This window comes from Neomegalonema sp., from assembly GCF_028688855.1.
In the GTDB taxonomy this organism is placed as follows: Bacteria; Pseudomonadota; Alphaproteobacteria; order Rhodobacterales; family Rhodobacteraceae; genus Neomegalonema.
This window is the reverse complement of sequence record NZ_JAQTXI010000010.1, coordinates 135785-152731: the sequence shown is the minus strand read 5'-3', so window position 1 is coordinate 152731 and position 16947 is coordinate 135785. Positions and strand designations below refer to the sequence as shown.

The 16947-nt window shown below is 59.9% G+C and carries 17 protein-coding genes and 1 pseudogene; 4 read left to right on the top strand and 14 right to left on the bottom strand.

The annotated features are described in order from the left end of the window. The 8 genes and pseudogenes from PHN62_RS09770 to mobQ form a co-directional block, all read right to left on the bottom strand. A partial coding sequence (locus tag PHN62_RS09770; protein ID WP_300149731.1) for a recombinase family protein occupies positions 1-776 on the bottom strand: 776 nt, incomplete at its 3' end. A gap of 41 nt (positions 777-817) precedes the next feature. Beyond that, positions 818-1150, bottom strand: a complete 333-nt coding sequence (locus PHN62_RS09765) for a type II toxin-antitoxin system HicB family antitoxin (RefSeq protein WP_300149728.1) — start codon at positions 1148-1150, stop codon at positions 818-820. Continuing rightward, positions 1147-1401, bottom strand: a complete 255-nt coding sequence (locus PHN62_RS09760; protein ID WP_113490294.1) for a type II toxin-antitoxin system HicA family toxin — start codon at positions 1399-1401, stop codon at positions 1147-1149. The genes PHN62_RS09765 and PHN62_RS09760 overlap by 4 nt, the downstream gene beginning before the upstream one ends. A 16-nt stretch (positions 1402-1417) precedes the next feature. Further along, entirely contained in the window at positions 1418-1732 is a 315-nt protein-coding gene (locus tag PHN62_RS09755; RefSeq protein ID WP_300149720.1) for a hypothetical protein, read from the bottom strand. Further along, positions 1722-1949 (bottom strand): AlpA family transcriptional regulator, encoded by a 228-nt coding sequence (locus PHN62_RS09750; protein ID WP_300149717.1) that lies wholly within the window; start codon positions 1947-1949, stop codon positions 1722-1724. The genes PHN62_RS09755 and PHN62_RS09750 overlap by 11 nt, the downstream gene beginning before the upstream one ends. A gap of 137 nt (positions 1950-2086) precedes the next feature. Next, the gene (locus PHN62_RS09745; RefSeq protein ID WP_300149714.1) at positions 2087-3061 is read right to left on the bottom strand and encodes a hypothetical protein; all 975 of its coding nucleotides are present in this window, start codon (positions 3059-3061) and stop codon (positions 2087-2089) included. A gap of 27 nt (positions 3062-3088) precedes the next feature. After that, positions 3089-3967, bottom strand: coding sequence for an AAA family ATPase (locus tag PHN62_RS09740; RefSeq protein ID WP_300149734.1), 879 nt, complete (start codon positions 3965-3967; stop codon positions 3089-3091). 119 nt (positions 3968-4086) lie between these two features. Next, positions 4087-4566, bottom strand: a pseudogene (gene mobQ / locus PHN62_RS09735) (MobQ family relaxase); the annotation flags it as partial. Positions 4567-4747: 181 nt separating this feature from the next. Between mobQ and PHN62_RS09730 the strand changes: the two are divergent. Together PHN62_RS09730 and PHN62_RS09725 are read left to right on the top strand one after the other, a co-directional pair. Beyond that, positions 4748-5074, top strand: coding sequence for a conjugal transfer protein TraD (locus PHN62_RS09730; RefSeq protein WP_300149711.1), 327 nt, complete (start codon positions 4748-4750; stop codon positions 5072-5074). Position 5075: 1 nt separating this feature from the next. Continuing rightward, entirely contained in the window at positions 5076-5339 is a 264-nt protein-coding gene (locus tag PHN62_RS09725; RefSeq protein WP_300149708.1) for a conjugal transfer protein TraD, read from the top strand. Positions 5340-5381: 42 nt separating this feature from the next. Here the strand turns inward: PHN62_RS09725 and PHN62_RS09720 are convergent, their stop codons facing one another. Genes PHN62_RS09720 through PHN62_RS09700 form a run of 5 tightly spaced genes read right to left on the bottom strand, consistent with a single transcriptional unit; the run spans position 5382 to position 12712 of the window. After that, on the bottom strand, positions 5382-7004 hold the full coding sequence (locus tag PHN62_RS09720; RefSeq protein ID WP_300149705.1) for a type I restriction-modification system subunit M: 1623 nt from the start codon (positions 7002-7004) through the stop codon (positions 5382-5384). After that, positions 7001-8107 (bottom strand): AAA family ATPase, encoded by a 1107-nt coding sequence (locus PHN62_RS09715; protein WP_300149703.1) that lies wholly within the window; start codon positions 8105-8107, stop codon positions 7001-7003. Before PHN62_RS09715 ends, PHN62_RS09720 begins: the two co-directional genes overlap by 4 nt. Further along, positions 8104-9372, bottom strand: coding sequence for a restriction endonuclease subunit S (locus PHN62_RS09710; RefSeq protein ID WP_300149700.1), 1269 nt, complete (start codon positions 9370-9372; stop codon positions 8104-8106). The genes PHN62_RS09715 and PHN62_RS09710 overlap by 4 nt, the downstream gene beginning before the upstream one ends. Then, positions 9362-12358 carry a type I restriction endonuclease subunit R gene (locus PHN62_RS09705; protein ID WP_300149697.1) on the bottom strand — a complete coding sequence of 999 codons (2997 nt, stop codon included), beginning with the start codon at positions 12356-12358 and terminating at the stop codon, positions 9362-9364. Before PHN62_RS09705 ends, PHN62_RS09710 begins: the two co-directional genes overlap by 11 nt. A gap of 54 nt (positions 12359-12412) precedes the next feature. Then, positions 12413-12712, bottom strand: a complete 300-nt coding sequence (locus tag PHN62_RS09700) for a HigA family addiction module antitoxin (RefSeq protein WP_300149695.1) — start codon at positions 12710-12712, stop codon at positions 12413-12415. A gap of 385 nt (positions 12713-13097) precedes the next feature. Between PHN62_RS09700 and yghX the strand changes: the two genes are divergently transcribed. Both yghX and PHN62_RS09690 read left to right on the top strand, forming a co-directional pair. Beyond that, positions 13098-13997, top strand: a complete 900-nt coding sequence (gene yghX, locus PHN62_RS09695) for a YghX family hydrolase (protein ID WP_300149692.1) — start codon at positions 13098-13100, stop codon at positions 13995-13997. Positions 13998-14142: 145 nt separating this feature from the next. Then, positions 14143-16068 (top strand): AAA family ATPase, encoded by a 1926-nt coding sequence (locus tag PHN62_RS09690; protein ID WP_300149688.1) that lies wholly within the window; start codon positions 14143-14145, stop codon positions 16066-16068. 48 nt (positions 16069-16116) lie between these two features. On the opposite strand, the gene PHN62_RS09685 is transcribed toward PHN62_RS09690, so the two are convergent. After that, positions 16117-16611 carry an Lrp/AsnC family transcriptional regulator gene (locus tag PHN62_RS09685; RefSeq protein ID WP_300149685.1) on the bottom strand — a complete coding sequence of 165 codons (495 nt, stop codon included), beginning with the start codon at positions 16609-16611 and terminating at the stop codon, positions 16117-16119. Positions 16612-16947 lie beyond the last annotated feature (336 nt).

The window sequence follows — 16947 nt, the reverse complement described above, 5'->3', positions numbered from 1 at the left end:
GTTTTGGAGCGCTTGTTGAACTCATGCTCGCCCATATAGGTGCGGCGGGTCAGGATGCGGTGAACCTGACCAATGCCCCAACGTCCGCCGTCACGGGTAAAGATGCGGCGGCTGTTGAGATAGGAGACAATGTTTTTGACGCCCATCTGGCCGGTGGTGCCGTCGCCCTCCAAGGCAAGCCGATAGATCAGCCGCACCGTGTCGGCGTGCAACGGATCAATCTCCAATTTCTTCTTGGTCTTGGCTCCGCGCTGCTCGGCGGCGACGGTGCGATAGCCGATAGGGGGAAGCGAGCCGTTCCAGAAGCCTTGCCGTGCGTTCTCCTTCAAGGCACGCATGACGTGCTTGGCGTTTTCCTTGGACTGATATTCATCGAACAGCGCCATGATCTGCCGCATCATGACGTGCATCGGGTCGTCGCCCATTTCCTGTGTAATCGAAACCAGCTTCACGCCGTTCTTCGCCAGCTTGCGGACATAGAACTCAAGCTCGAAGTGGTCGCGGAAGAAGCGGCTGAAAGAATGAACCACGACCACATCGAACGGCGCGGGCTTGCTGGTCCCGGCCTCGATCATGCGCTGGAACTCGGGGCGGCGGTCATTGGTCGCCGATGCGCCCGGTTCGATGAAGGTTTCGACCAGTTGCAGCCCGCGTGACTCGCAATAGGCTTCACCCTGCCGCTTCTGGTCGGGAATGGAAACATCATGCTCGGCCTGTCGCGCCGTCGAAACACGCAGATAGAGGGCGGCGCGTAGCGGCACGGTGGAAGCGGTCATGACGATGTCTCCTTTTAAACCCGGTTGAACGAACGAGGCCGCTATTCAGCGGCCTCCCTGATCGTCCCGACAATCCATTCATTCAGGCTCTTGCCCGATGCTGCTGCGGCAATGACTGCGGCGGCATGGTCGTCAGGGGTGAGGCGGACATTGAACTTGCCGGAGAACTTCCGGCGCGGCTCAATGCCCTTCTCCCGGCACATTTCCAGATAGACGGCCAACGACTTGCGGCCTTCCTCGATCAGATCGTGGACGCTCTCGGCATAGAAATCGGCCCCGCCATTGAGGCTGACAAACTCGCCGCGCAGCATCTGAATCTCGGGATCGAAAGCGATGACCGCCCTCTCGCCATTGATTTCAACGACATTGTTCATGGCTTTACTCCGTGTTCGTCCAGCCATTTACGGATGCTGGCAACTGCACCTTTGTCCGTATCCGGTGACGGATGCGGACGATGAAAGACGCGCACTTCACCGAACAGGAACACGCCGACGCGCGAACCTTCCCGCTCGCTGACCTCCGCCCCGAGGCTCACAAACAGCGCCTCTATGTCGGCCCAGCGGATCGAACCGTTGACCGGGCGGGCGAAGATCAGTTCCAGCGTGGCTCTGTGACGCTTTTTCATGGAGTATCCAGTATCATTATTTAGTACCGATTTCAAGATCAGTCTCAGCCCCGGCATCAGGCGATCCGATGTCGGGGTCAAAGAGTTCATCGAAGAGGTCGCCGAACCATCGCTCGAACACCTCGATCTCGGCTTCTGCGACCGGAACGGGGTCTGGCCAGTCGTCGGTGACGGTCCATGTGCTGAGGTCGTGCTTGGGCGGCCTGCCGGGGAACGGCCACGGATAGCCCAACAATTCCTCAAGCTGCTCGGACGCTGTAGGCGGTCGTTTGGTGCGCGGGGAGCGAGATGCCGTCACCGGCTTGTGGTCGCCGTTGCGGTCAGAAGTCATCGAGGAAATCAAATTCGTTGAACGAACGCTGCCGCCATCCGACGGGGTTAGCGACCCAGCGATTGATGTCGGATTCCTTCCAGCCCGCGCCATTGGTGCTGATCTTGATCTGGGCGGGAAATGTGCCTTCGGCGATCTTGCGATAGATGGTGGACCGAGACAGCCCGGTGCGGGCGAGAACGGTCTTCAAACGGACGATACGGTCTGGTTGATGCATGGCTGCGTTGCCTCCTCCTGGTTGTTTCTGACGATTGCAGATACCAGACAGAACAGTGATTTATCGTTGTGCAACTGATATTTAGGCAGCGTAGGGCTATGGCGTAGAAACGGCGGCAAATAGGAAAGATCTTCGCTCTACAATCCGATGCCCCGGCCTCTGCCAAGGCCATGACTGAGGGAAAGTTGCCGCCCCAGCCTCATGCCTGAGTCGAAATCCATGTCGATGCCGAGTTGCTTCTTGCGAACTTCGAGCAGGGATTCCATCTGGGGATCGCGCTCAAGGCTTTTTGCCATGTTGCCCATCTCGGTGCGGGCGGCCTTGTAGCCAGAATAGTTGCCTGCCGCATACTGCCGGTCGCCGGTCTCCTTGAGGTTCCGGAACCGCTCCACGAAGCGGTCGGCGCGCAGTTCGGGATTTTGGCGCATCTCGGTTTCCCGTTGCACGGCGTTCCTTGCGGGCATGGCTCGCTCACGATCACCAGAAGCCACATCAGCCGCAAAGCCGGGATTCCGCTTATAAACCGCCTCGGCGTCTTGGGAACCGTGGGGCCTCAGATCATTGAAGGCTGCGCGGGCCTCGTTGAGTTCCTGCGCCTGCTCGGGCGTTGCAGCGATGTCTCGGTCTTGCGCCTTGAAGATCGCATCCACGGCACGAGCATGACGGACAAAGGCCCGGCCACGGGCGCGGCGCAACGCGGCCTCCGGGTCTTCCCCGATTTGCTGCCCTGCCACAGGTTTCCCGGTCCTTTCCCTTTCCCGGCAAGTTCCGGCCTCGGGGCCAGGAACGCCGTCGCCCGGCGCGCGCAATCTGTCGAGCATGTCATCGACGGCATCGCGCACGCGCTCCGGCATCAGCCTTCGCATGATCTGGGCGACACGGGCGCGGAAGGTGATGCCGCGCCGCTCGGCATAGTCCTGCGCCGGGTCGTAATCCGTCGCCATGTCCTTAGCGCGGTCGCGCGACAGGGTGCGGGCAAGACGATCCTGACTGGCGAAGTCGTCGCGGCCATAATGCAGGTCCATGCCGTCGCGGTGACGTGACAGGGCAACATAGCTGCCGTGGGCGTCCATGCCGGGCGTTGCCAACACATGCGTCCGGTCCACCGTCATGCCCTGCGCCTTGTGAATGGTCGCAGCCTAGCCGTGATCGATGCGGTCATAGTCTTTCAGGTCAAAGGCAATGGAGCAGCCATCGTCGGTCTGCACGGTCATGCTCTGGGCGCTGACCTGTTCGACGGTCCCCAATGTACCGTTCTTCACGCCAAGGCCCCGCTCGTTTTGCAGGAACATGACGCGATCCCCGGCGGCGAAGTTCCGTTCGCCGCGCTCGACCGTGACGCGCACCTCCTCGCCCAGATCACCAGCCTCCCGCATCCGTTCGCGGGCGGCCTCGTTGAGTTCGCGCACCTCGGCATTGGTATGGGTGAGGATGATGCGGCTGCTGTCCGGCGATGCCTGCCGGTCGCGATCCCATCTGTCGATTAGATCGCCGCGCGCCTGCTCGCGCGTTTCGGCGGAATGCACCATGCCGTGACGGTCGTAGGCGCTGATCGCATTGCCGGTTCTTCCTGTCGCCAGATCACGGGTCGCGTCACGCTGCCAGTCCTCGCGCTGGCGGCGCACCTCATGGATTTCGACGCCGCCATGACGGTCATGGATAGACCGGAACGCCGCGCCCGCCTCGATGGATTGCAACTGCTGCGGATCGCCGACCAGAACAACCTTTGCGCCAGCCTCGGCGGCATGGGACAGAACGCGCTCCATCTGCTTTGTGCCGACCATGCCCGCCTCGTCGATAACCAGCACGTCGCGACTGGTGAGCATGTCGCGGCCCTGTCCCCAGCCGTGTTCCATGCTGGCGATGGTGCGCGAGGATATGCCTGATCCGCTTTCCAGATTCTCGGCAGCGATGCCGGACAGGGCAACGCCGCGAACCCCATAACCCGACGCCTCCCATGCCTCGCGGGCAACACCAAGCATGGCGCTCTTTCCCGTCCCGGCATAGCCGATGACAATGCCGAGATCGCGCCCGTCTGTGACATGCGCCAGCGCATCGGCTTGCTCGCCGGATAGGATAAGGCCGCGCTGTTCCGCTCGGGCAAGAGCTTCCGCCAGAGCTCCACCATCTCCGTGCGGTTCCAGTCCCGCACCTTCTGACCGAAACCGTTCTCGTCCACGCTGCGCATAGTCAGCATGACATGGGCATGAGGTTTGGGGCTGCCGTCCTCGGCAAAATCCCAGTGCACATTCAGGCCGGCGATCATGCCCTGATCGACAAACTCAGCCTTCGCAAAGTCGCGGGCCAGCGCGATCCCCTGCGCCTGCGTCATCTCGCGCGGAATGGCGAACTCGACCTCACGGGCAAGCTGCGCGTCCTTCCTGACCTCGAACGCCTCGACATCGTTCCAGAGCCGTTCGCGGTCGGACCAATGCTCGGGCGCACCGTCCGGCAGCAGGATTTCGGAATGGACGACGCCGCGCTTGTTGGAAAAGTCCTGCACGCGGTCGATGCGCTCGTCCCGCATCCGCGAGGCCGAGCGGTAAGCGGCGGACGCCACCGCACTGCTTCCGGCCTTGCGGCCAATGACCTTGACGTGAAGATGATAGATCGCCATCGCGATCAAGCATTTCCACGGTCAAGCGCACGTCGGAACGACGTATAAGCGCGCCCTCCCTCGAAAAAATCTCGGGATGGACCGGGCCGTGCCACACCGTCCCGGCAACAATACTGCGTTTTGCGTCCTGCACAACTATCCTTACCGCATCAATCACTTGCGACCGGGAAAGGATACGACAATGCGGAAACCGAGAGACTACGACGCCGAACTGAAAGCACTGGAAGAGAAGTCGCGCGAGCTGAAAACTCGTAAGGTGCAGCAACTTGGCGAACTGGTGATCGCTACGGGCGCCGATGCGCTCACCGCCGACGAACTGGCCGGTGCGCTGGTCGTGCTGGCGGAAACCACCGATACGGACAAGAGGGGTGCGTGGGCCAAGCGCGGAGCGGCGTTCTTTCAAGGTCGAGCACGGCGATCTGCGCCAACGCCTGACCGCGACAACGGCGGCGCTCAAACGCAACCGGGCGGCGCGCAACCGGCATCAGGCGGCGCGGGCGCGACATGACATGCGGACGTGGCAAGTCGAGCGTCGCAAGCACACCCGGCATCTGATCGAACTCGGCGCCCTCGTCGTCAAGGCAGGCATAGTGGACCTGACCGGCGATGATCGCGCCATGATCTACGGTGCGCTACTCTGGATGGCTGACAAGCTCAACAGCGAGGACGGCGGGCGAGCGCGAGAATTGTGGGCCGAAAAGGGGAAAGAGGCTTTCGCGGACGAGTACGCAACACATACGTCCGCGATGCCGAATGAAAATCGCGATAAATGAATATGATCGCGAGACTCGGAACTGCTCACAGTTCTGGTGGCGTCAAGGCAGTAAGGGTAGCCTTAGCTCTTTGAGGAAGCGATTATGATCAGTGGTCGCAGTCTTTACCTGCTGATCTAGCCGAACGAGTTCCTCATGGGTCGCCGCTAGGTCGATCTCTTCGTCCGCCGTCGCCGTGCTTATGTAACGCGAGATGTTTAGGTTGAAGTCGTTGCCTTCAATCTCTTCCAGCGGAACGCGACGGGAATAGCGCGTCTCCTCCGTGCGGAACTGATAGGTCGAGACAATTTTCTCAATATGTGCGTCGGTCAGGCGGTTCTGCCGCTTGCCCTTCTCGAAATGGTCTGCCGCGTTGATGAACAGCACGTCATCAGGCTTCTTGCACTTCTTCAGCACCAGGATGCAAACGGGGATTCCAGTGGAATAGAACAGGTTGGCAGGCAGGCCGATGACGGTGTCGATATGGCCGTCTTTAAGCAGTTTGGTACGGATGCGTGATTCCACCCCGCCACGGAAAAGCACGCCGTGGGGTAGAATGATGGCCATTACGCCATCATCCTTTAGGTAGTGAAAACCGTGTAGCAGAAACGCGAAGTCGGCTGCGGACTTCGGCGCAAGGCCGTGGTTTTTAAACCGTACGTCCTCACCCAGCGCTTCGCTGGGGTCCCAGCGATAGCTGAACGGAGGATTGGCAACCACGGCATCGAAACGCGGCATCTTGGCCGGATTTGTTTCGCGCAGGATGTCCCAATCGTTGGTCAGCGTATCCCCGTGGAAAATCTCGAACTCGGTATCCTTTACCCCGTGCAGCAACATGTTCATGCGGGCCAGGTTGTAGGTGGTGATGTTCTTTTCCTGCCCGAAAATCTTACCGATCCCATGTGTGCCCATTCGGTGGCGTACATTGAGCAGCAGTGAACCAGACCCGCAGGCAAAATCCATCAGGCTATCCATGTGAGCGCGCTGGCCTGTGGCCGGTTCCTGCCCATCGAGGGTGACAATCTGCGAGAGGATGTCTGAAACGAACTGCGGGGTGTAAAACTCGCCCGCCTTCTTGCCGGAGCCTGCAGCAAACTGTCCTATCAGATATTCATAGGCGTCGCCCAGTGCATCACTGTCGGTCGAAAAGTCCCTCAGCCCGTTGGCGATTTCCGTGATGATCTTGCACAGTTTGGTATTACGCTCACGGTACGTTTTACCGAGCTTGTCCGAAGACAAATTAATTTCCGAGAACAGGCCGCGGAACGTACTGGCGAACGATTCTGTCTCGATGTAATCTAGTCCCTTCTGGAGGGTATCGAGCAACTCGTCCTGTTGATTGCGCGCCAGCTCTGCGATGCTGGTCCAGAGATATTCAGGCCGGATGACATAGTGCATCCGACGTCGCATCTGCTTCTCGAAAACTCCTGCGTCATCGGGGTTGTCTTGATACCAAAGCTCAAGTCGCGAATTGACACCCAGTTTCCTAAGTACGTCGGCAGGTTCGGTAGGATAGTCTGCTCCTAGCTCTTTGGCGGCGGCGGCTTCATAATTGTCCGACAGGTAGCGCAGGAACAGGAAGGCCAGCATGTAATCACGGAAATCATCCGCGTTCATGGCTCCGCGCAATGTGTCGGCGATGGCCCACAGGGTCTTGCCCAGTTGCTTTTGCTCTTGGTCGGTCATTGGGTCTCTGCCTGCGCGGGCGCTTGGGGGAGTATCGCGGAATTGAAGGGGTAATATTCGAGGAAGTCGGTCAATATCTTCTCGAAGTGCTCCCGATTTTCGGGAAGCATCTCGACAGGGTCATAGAACGAGTAATTCCCATGGCTCAGGAAGTTGACGAGACGCCCATATAGCGTGCTGTCCGGGTCATCCTCTTCCCGCTTAATGCAGGCGGCGAAATCCTTGTAGCCGTGAAAAATCGACGACTTTTCGAGCAGACTGCGCAGGGAATGGAAGTGATGCGTGAAGACCTGACCGGTTTCCTTCGCGTGGCAAAGGTCTTGCAGCAGGGCCAAGTGATGGAAGAACGGCGTGTCGCCTGTGTAAGCCAACTGAAATTCGCCTGTTTGCCGTGACTTCGATAGCAGGCAAGGCACGAACTTGCGGTCGATCCGTTTGATTTCATTCCACATGACATTGTAGAAAAGCGAATGATGTGAGGAAATCACCGTTCTGATCGCGTGATCTTTCCGTTCCAGAAATCTGGCGAGATGGTTGCCTACTGTTATAGCGTTATGCTCGTCGAGCGACGAGATTGGGTCATCAATGTAGATGTACTTGACCCATTGATAGGCATCGGCACCGTCCATCGCCAATTCGACGATGGCGAGGAAGAAGCACCAGATGAAGATATTCTCTTCACCGCGAGAAACCTTAATGTTCTGATCAGGATCGTCGTCACGGAAAAAGCGCACGAACCAATCTTCGGTGTCGATCCGGAAATCGAAATCGACATAGCGCCGCAGCAAGGGACGGATGCGGTTGTCCATTTCCAGTTCCGCGAGCCCGTCAAAGAAATGGGAAGCGGAGTTGAGCTTCAGCTTGCGGTCAATGTCCCCATCCAGATCGTTATCCCAGGAAAACAGGTCTTCGGTAAAGGCGTTGAAATAGAGCGTGTCGCGGGTATCTGCTTGTTTGCCGATTCCTCTGAACTCCATTGAAAGACGGGTCTTACCAGTACCATTGTAGGCATACAGCAGGACAAATTTCTTATTTTCAGCCAGCAACTCTCGCAAGTGAGTCGCCAGCGCGGTGAGATCAGCAAAGGTCTGACTAGTGCTCATGCACTTACCTCGTCAATTGCCGGAAAGAGCTGCTGCACTAAGCCAGATTTATGCGCTTTGAGGGTTGCGAGCCGTTCACGCTGTGCATCGACCGACCGGTCCATTGCCGAAAGGCAGTGTGCAATCTTCGCCTGCTCCACCTGATGAGGGGTCGGTATGGGGACTGATTTGATAATATCAGCCGACAAATTTCCTTGCCCTCCCTGAAGATACCTTGCCGTTACCCACTCCTGACGGGAGCACCAGTATTGGTATAAGAATTCATTATTCGTTTCATGACGTAGACAAAGTATCGCTTGATTTATAGCGCCAGAAATCTTCGAAATTGCAGCCTTCCCGCTGTTAGCGCCATACATCGCAATCAACACATCCCCAACATCCACCATTTTTGCAGACGAATTCTCAATACCTTGAATAGTTATGGTCAACTGAGCTTCAATGGCGTCGATCTCTCCCGATCGGATGAAGGGGATTCCCCCTCCGTAGTAATCTAGATTAGCTGTTGAGGGCGTGCCTCCGCTGAAGCTTTTGGAGCTATTGCCAATAGTTTTCACTTCCCACTCTCCAGCCTCTTTAAACTCGGGAAAGCGGAGGCGGGGGGTGGTTTCGCCTGGGGCGGGGAAAAGCTGCTGCATCAAGCCGCGTTTGTGGGCCTTCAACGCCTCCAGCCTGTCAGCCTCGGCGGCAATCAACGCATCGATGGACGATAGGCAATCAGCGATTTTATGCTGTTCGCTGACCGATGGCAGCAGTAATCGCATTCGCGCGATGTCACGGTAGTAAATGCGAATACGCACCCCGCCATCGCCAGACTCGTTGGTGAACGCATCCCATTGCGTGGAACTACGGAAGTGATCGAGATATTCGGGAAGAATTGACGCGGAATTGGATCGAGCGAGGCACCGGAACACGACGTAATCCGGACTTACGAGAACCTCTTCATCCCCTTGCCATCGCGCAATTGACCCAATGTTCAATCGCATCGGGTTATACGCGAACCAATTTTTTCGAACCTTCTTGTAGCGGGCGATATCTCCGGACACTAATCGTTCCTCCATCGGAACGATGCCACCCTCTTTCCTGACACCCATCACCAATGCTCGAGCAAGCTTGTTGCCGTTTCGGGTCGTGGCCTCTTCGGTTACATCGCCAAGCCGAACGTCCTGTAACGGCTGCCCAAGAAACTCTGAAAATCGCAATGTCGGCATAAGCCCGCCCGACTGATCGTGTTCTCCCGGCACTGCGCCCGTACCCTTACTGCTCATATGCGCTAAGCCCCGAAATCTCGCGGCCTTGGGCCTGCTTGTGGAGCAAGGGGGCAAGATCCTCCATCAGCGCCAACTCGGCTTCCGTGCGCGCCTTCCAGCCCAGTTCCAGCGGGGCCATGAGGTCGCCAAGGCCATCGCCATCGAAAATTCGGCGCCGCAGCACGACATCGACAAAGGCTTGCAGCGCAGCAGCATCCACCCCGTGCTTGTCGGCAATGGCAGTCAGGGCCTGCACCTTCTTCGCGGCTTTGAACTGTTCGTAACCGGCGCGGATTTCTTTTTCGGCCAACGGCTGGTCAGCGGATAAGCCGCGAATATACTCGGCTATATCGTCCCGCTCATCGACAAACTTCGCATCGGATTGGATCAGACCAATCAACTGCTCGCGGCTCATTTTCAGCTTGCCGGGCAGGTTCTGCGTGTAACGCGCAATCAAGCCCATGATGTAATCATAGTCGATCACGGCTGAGTGGAAGAGCACAAACTCGAAATCGAGTTGGTCCACCGCCGGATCGTCGGAACCGCCATGTTTGTCCTGTTTTTCCTTCAGTCTCTTGGCTGTTTCCAGATACATGCTACGGAAGCCCTGTAAGGCGTCGCTTGGCACGGTCTGACTGATCGCTTCTGCCTGCTCTTCGCTCAGATCGGTGTACTGATCGAGCTGGGTTTTCAGGCGCTGCACCTCCTTGAACAAGGTGATGAACTGCCCGCGCGCGGCATCGCCCTTCAGATTAGGCACGTCCTCCGGGGCGTTGGACAACCCCTGTGATTCCATAAATGCGCCCAGCGTCTGCACAGCGGTTTGCAGGTTCTCAATGACCTTCGGGGCAGGATCGACTAGCCAGATTTGCCGGGGGTTGTCGACCTTCTCACCAGAGAAGAGCGCTATGGCTTCTTCCACTACCGCCTGCTGCTGCCGAAAATCGAGGATGTTGCCATAGGGCTTGGTGTCATTGAGCACGCGGTTGGTGCGCGAAAATGCCTGAATAAGTCCGTGGTACTTCAGGTTCTTGTCTACATAGAGCGTGTTCAGGAACTTGGAATCAAATCCGGTGAGCAGCATGTCCACCACGATGACGATGTCGATCTTCTCCGCACCCTTGTGGGGGAGATCAGCGTTGGGGAACTGCTGATCCTTGATGCGCTTCTGCACGTCCTGATAATACAGATCGAACTCGCCGATACGGTGGTTGGTGCCGTAACGGTTGTTATAATCGTTGATGATCGCCTTCAGCGCGGCCTTCTTGGCTTCGGGGTTCTGCGCATTATCGGCCTTTTCCTGCGGCAGATCCTCCTGAATCTGCTGCACATCCTTGTTGCCCTCGGCGGGCGGTGAAAAAACGCAGGCAATTTTCAGAGGTTGGAATTCAGGATCGGCGGCTTGTTGCTGCGCCTGAATTTTGGCGAACTTTTCATAGTAGTCGATGGCGTCATTGATCGATCCGGTCGCCAGAACGGCATTGAATTTCCGGTTAGCGGTAGCAGCATCGTGCTTGGCTAGGATCGTTTCGATGACCTTCTCTTTCTTGAGCGCTTCACCTGGCTTGGGCAGCTTTTCCCCTTCGGGCTTGTAGTAGTCGATGTGGAACCGCAACACATTGCGATCTTCGATAGCGTGGGTGATCGTGTATTGATGCAGGCTGCGCTGGAACAAGTCGTCCGTGGTGTGATAGCGGCCCTCTTCTCCCTCGATCTGCTGATAGCTGGCATTCTGCTCGAAGATTGGCGTGCCGGTGAATCCGAAGAGCTGAGCCTTGGGGAAGAATTCTTTTATGGCCTTGTGGTTGTCTCCAAACTGCGAACGGTGGCATTCGTCGAAAATAATCGCAATGCGCTCGTCACGCAGCGGCTCCAGCCGCTCCTTATAGGTCCGCGTCTTGCCAGATTGGCGACGATTGGAATTGTCAAGCGCCAAGCCCAACTTTTGGATGGTCGTGACGATCACCTTATCAGCCCGGTCATCTGACAACAGGCGACGCACCAGTGTTTCGGTGTTGGTGTTTTCCTCTACGCAACCTTCCTGGAAGCGGTTGAATTCCTCGCGGGTTTGCCGGTCGAGGTCCTTGCGGTCTACGACGAACAAGCACTTGGCTATGTCATCATTGTCCTTGAGCAAGGTCGATGCTTTGAACGATGTCAGCGTCTTCCCGCTGCCGGTGGTATGCCAGACATAGCCATTGCCGCAATTTTGATGAATGCAGTCCACAATCGCCTTCACGGCATAGATTTGGTAGGGCCGCATCATCATCAGCTTTTGTTCGCTGGCGACCAATACCATATAGCGGCTGACCATTTGGCCTAGGGTGCATTTAGCCAGAAATTTCTCGACAAAGCTGTCGAGATGAGTGATCTTCTTGTTATCTTCGTTGGCGAACTGATAAATTGGCAGGAAGCGTTCATCGGCGTTAAAGCTGAACTGGCGCGCGTTGTTGTTAGCAAAGTACCAGGTGTCGGTGCGGTTGCTCACTACGAAAATCTGGATGAAGCAAAGCAGGGTTTTGCCGTAGCCATTGCCCGGTTCGGCCTTATAATCGACGATCTGCTGCATGGCGCGGCGGGGGCTGACAGCCATCGTCTTGAGTTCAACCTGCACGACGGGCACGCCGTTGATGAGCAACATCACGTCAAATCGGTGGTGGCTGTTGTCCGTGTTGATGCGGAGCTGGTTGACCACCTCGAAGCTGTTTTTGCACCAATCCTTGATGTTGACCAACGTGTAGTTGAGCGGTGTACCATCATCGCGCTCGAAGCTGCTGTACCCGCGCAGGATGTTTGCAGCGGCGAACACGTCGGGCGTGGTGATGCTTTCCAGCAGGCGTTGAAATTCGCTATCGGTCAGGCGGACACGGTTCAGCGCCTCGAACTTCTGACGAAAGTTCAGCTCCAGCGCCGCGCGGTCACGGATGTCTGGGCGATATTCGTATTTAAGCTCTTGAAGCTTAGAAATAAGCTCTTTTTCTATAGCGCTCTCATTCGAAGCCATAACTCTAGATCACCGACGCAATAAAATTGCATATGATTATATATTTAGAAGACATCAACGCCCCTTCCGCCCATCTATTGAAGCCTTCACTGTGCTGAAAGGCTCGACATCAATATCTCCAGCGCGCTGCCTAACCTCGGCCAACTCGTGGTCGAGCTGCCGCATCAGCCACTCGCGTGCAGGTATTCCGAACGCCTTTTCTAACCGTATGGCCATCTCCGGTGAGATGCCCGATCTGGCGTTCAGTAAGTTGCTGAGGGTCTGTCGATCCACGCCAAGAACCCGAGCAGCGTCAGTGACGCTCAACCCGTTCTTTTCAAGGCAATCCTGTCGGACTGTTGTTCCTGGGTGCATCGTCAGTGATTCTCACCAAACCTTTGTGGCGCGACACTATAGTGATAATCGACACTCGACAACCTGATTCAGGTAGGATGCCGGAGTGACCCGGCACGACGAGACGCAATCTGATGATTGCCGGGGCTACGCGAAAGACCTGCACCTCGTTGGGTGGAGAGAGAAATTCAGAGGGCTATGGCGTAAACGTAGTGATCATCACTATCGGTCGCGGCCCGCCATTCTTCCAGTTCCGGCCAGATCGTGAAGCTCCGGCGCAGCCTGCTCCCGGGCGTGCGTCGTCTTCAGGGCGCTCGCCTCCGCGCTCGCCTTGTCTTGATTCCCCCCGCAGGGCTTCCGCATGTAGGCTCGTCGCGCAGATCAAGATCACAGGAAGGCGACGCCCATGACAGCCCCCGCCCCCCGCCTCACCGCCCGGGACTTCCCCCCCGAACTGCTCGAACTCTATGATTTCTACGTCCATGGCCGCATCACCAAGCGCGAATTCCTCGACCGCGCGGCCAGATTCGCCGTCGGCGGACTCACCGCCGCCGCCCTGCTCGGCAGCCTCGCCCCCGATTACGCCCTCGCGCAGCAGGTCGAGTTCACCGATCCCGAGATCCTCCCCGAATACATCCGCTATCCCTCGCCGAACGGACATGGCGAAGTCCGCGGCTATCTCGTGCGCCCCGTCGGCGCGACGGGGCCGGTTCCGGGCGTGGTGGTCGTCCATGAGAACCGCGGCCTGAATCCCTATATCGAGGATGTGGCCCGACGCCTCGCCAAGGCCGGATTCGTCGCCCTCGCGCCCGACGGCCTGACCTCCATGGGCGGATATCCCGGCAATGACGAAAAGGGCCGCGAGCTGCAGCAGCAGGTCGATCCGGCCAAGCTGATGAACGACTTCTTCGCCGCCATAGACTTCCTGCTCGCCAGCGATCTGACCACCGACAGGATCGGGATCACGGGCTTCTGCTATGGCGGCGGAGTCTCCAACGCGGCGGCGGTCGCCTATCCCGAGCTGGCGGCGGCGGTCCCCTTCTACGGGCGTCAGGCGCCGGCGGCGGAGGTCCCGAAGATCAAGGCCCCGCTCCTGCTGCACTTCGCCGAGACCGACCCCAACGTCAACGCCGGATGGCCCGCCTACGAGGAGGCCCTCAAGGCCGAGGGCAAGACCTACGAAGGCCATGTCTATCCGGGCACCAACCACGGCTTCCACAACGACTCCACGCCCCGTTACGACGAGGCGGCCGCCGAACTGGCCTGGTCCCGCACCCTGGACTGGTTCCGCAAGCATCTCGCCTGAAGCCCGACCTCCCGGGGCGCGTCCTCCCGCGACGCGCCCGACCTTCGCGCGTCTCGTGCGGAGGCGCTCTTAATCCCTCCTTCGTGGAAGCGCGCTATTCCTGCCGGAAGGCCCGCAGAGGCCATGCCGAGGGGAGAAAGCGGGCTTGACCGAATCGACCGATCTTCAGGAGCCGCGCTGGATGCGCGATCTGCGGCGCTTCCTGCCGCTCAAGAGCCAGTTCCTGCTGACCGGCAACGTGCGCGACCTGCAATTCCGCGCCACGGGGCGTTTCGCCTCCTCGGCCACGCTGGAGCAGTCTCTGGCGGCGATGCTCCGCGACATGGGCTACGCCGCCGTGCTGAGCTACGATCCCCTGCGCGGCGTGGCGCTCGCCGACGCCCGCGAGACCACCCCCGGACGCCCCTCTTCGGCGATCCTCAGTTCGCTCGGCCTCCAGGGCGCCGATCTCGGGGTCGGCCCCGATCTGCTGCGCGCGGTGCTGCGCCGCCTGACCTTCCATGACGGCCCGCCTCTGGCGCTGCTGGTGCATTTCGCCTCGCGGCTGAGCCTGCGCGCCGACGTCCAGACCGCCGAGGAGCACGCCTTCTTCACGGAAGCCCTGGTGCTCAGCCACAAGGCCGTCGCGCGTCCGGTGGGTCCGGACCGGGCGCCGCGCTTCAACGTGGCGCTCTGGATCGCCGACAAGGAGGGCGACCTCCCCGACTGGCTGGTGGTGAACAATCCGCGCTTGCGGCACATCCCGATTCCGCCGCCCGACCGCGTCCTGCGCCGGATGATCGCGCCCTCGGTGATCCGCAGCCTGCCCGACGCCCAGGGCCAGACTCCCGAAGCCCTCGGGCAGGCCGAAGACGCCCTGGTGGACGGATCGGAAGGCATGCTCCTGACCGATCTGAACGCCATCGCGCTGCTGGCCCGCTCCGAGGGCGTGGGGGTGGCCGCCATCTCCGAGGCGGTGCGCCGCTACAAGGTCGGCGCCACGGACGACCCCTGGCGCAAGATCGAGCGGCGCACCGTGGTCGAAGGCGAGAAGCGCCTCGCCGAACGGGTGCTCGGGCAGCCGCACGCCCTGCGGCACATGATGGACGTGGTCAAGCGCGCGGCTCTGGGGGTGGGGGGGCGCTCGGGCGACCGTCCGCGCGGAGTGGCCTTCCTCGCGGGGCCGACGGGCGTCGGCAAGACCGAGCTCGCCAAGGCGGTCACGCGGATGATCTTCGGCGACGAATCCGCCTATATCCGCTTCGACATGTCGGAGTTCAGCGCCGAGCATTCCGCCCAGAGGCTGATCGGCGCGCCGCCGGGCTATGTGGGCTACGACGTGGGGGGCGAGCTGACCAACGCCGTCCGCGAGCGCCCCTTCAGCGTGGTGCTCTTCGACGAGATCGAGAAGGCCCATCCGCGCGTGCTGGACAAGTTCCTCCAGGTGCTCGACGACGGCGTGCTGACCTCGGGCCGCGGCGACCGGGTCTATTTCTCCGAGACGCTGATCGTCTTCACCTCGAATCTCGGCGTCTCGGGACAGGATGCCGAAGGGCGGCGGCGGGCTCTGGTCTCGCCGGACCAGCCCTACGAGGCCATCCGCGCCCATGTGCGCGGCGCCATCGAGGATTACTTCACCCTCACGCTGAACCGCCCCGAGATCCTCAACCGCTTCGGCGAGAACTTCATCGTCTTCGACTTCATCCGCCCGGAGATCGCGTCGAGGATCTTCGACATGCTGCTGGCCCGCGTCCTTCTGGAGACCCGCGCGGCGGGCCATTCCGTGCAGATCGCGCCCGGCGCGCGGGTGGCGCTGAAGGCGCTCTGCACGGCGGACCTCTCGCAGGGCGGACGCGGCGTGCGCAACAGGATCGAGGCCCACCTGGTGAATCCGCTGGCGCGGGCGCTCTTCGCGCGCGAGCAGCCGGGCCCGGTGCGGATCGTGGACGTCCATTGGGACGAGGTCGGCGCCCATGTCACGCTCGAAGGCGTGGAGCCGCCTGCGGCTCCGCGCCCGCCCGCCCCCGAGGAGGAGGCCGCTTCCGCGCCCGCGCCCTTCGCGGGGCTGCCGCGCATCCAGCCGCGATTCTGAACGGAGAGGGGTCTCCCTCTCCGCCCGGAGCCGCCTGCGGAGGCCCCGTCAGACGGAGGTGGTCTGATCGAGCAGCTCGAAAGGCACGCCCGGCTCGCGCTTGGCGGTGCGGATCACGAGGCGCGTCTTGACGCTCGCCACGTTGGGCGCCGAGGTCAGATGATCGGTCAGGAACTTCTGGAAGGTCGAGAGGTTGGGCGCCACGCAACGCAGGATGAAGTCGATCTCGCCGTTGAGCATGTGGCAGTCGCGGACCAGCGGCCAGCTCCGGGCGAGGGCCTCGAAGGCTTCGAGATCCTCCTCGGCCTGGCTTTTCAGCCCGATCATGGCGAAGACCATGACGTCGAAGCCGAGGGCGCGTTCGTCCACGTCGGCGTGATAGCCGCGGATCAGCCCTTCCTCCTCGAGCGCGCGCATGCGGCGCAGGCAGGGCGGCGCGGAGATGCCCACGCGTTGCGAAAGGTCGACGTTGGTCATCCGTCCGTCGGCCTGGAGTTCGGCGAGGATCTTGCGGTCGATGGGATCCAGTTTGACGCCTGGCATTTCGGCTCCGTATGCGCGCCAGGACCCGCGAGGGAATGGAGCGGCTTCTGTGATTTTCTTGGGCTCCGCCGCCCTTCAGAGCGGTTTGGGCCTGATCATTGAAAGAAAATTACAGATTCGCGGCGAAAAAGAAACGGATTTTCTGGGATTCCGGGCCCTCCCCGACTTTCGGATCAGGTCCGGGGGTCTGCGGAGCCCTTTCCGGCCCCTCCGGAGCGGCCCGCCGCGCCCCGGATCCGGAGCCCGGAGAGGCCCGCGCCCGCTCCAGGTCCGCAAGGAGGGCCGGGACGCGCGCCCTCGCTCTGGACGCCCTGACGGCGGGGGTCTAGAGAAAGG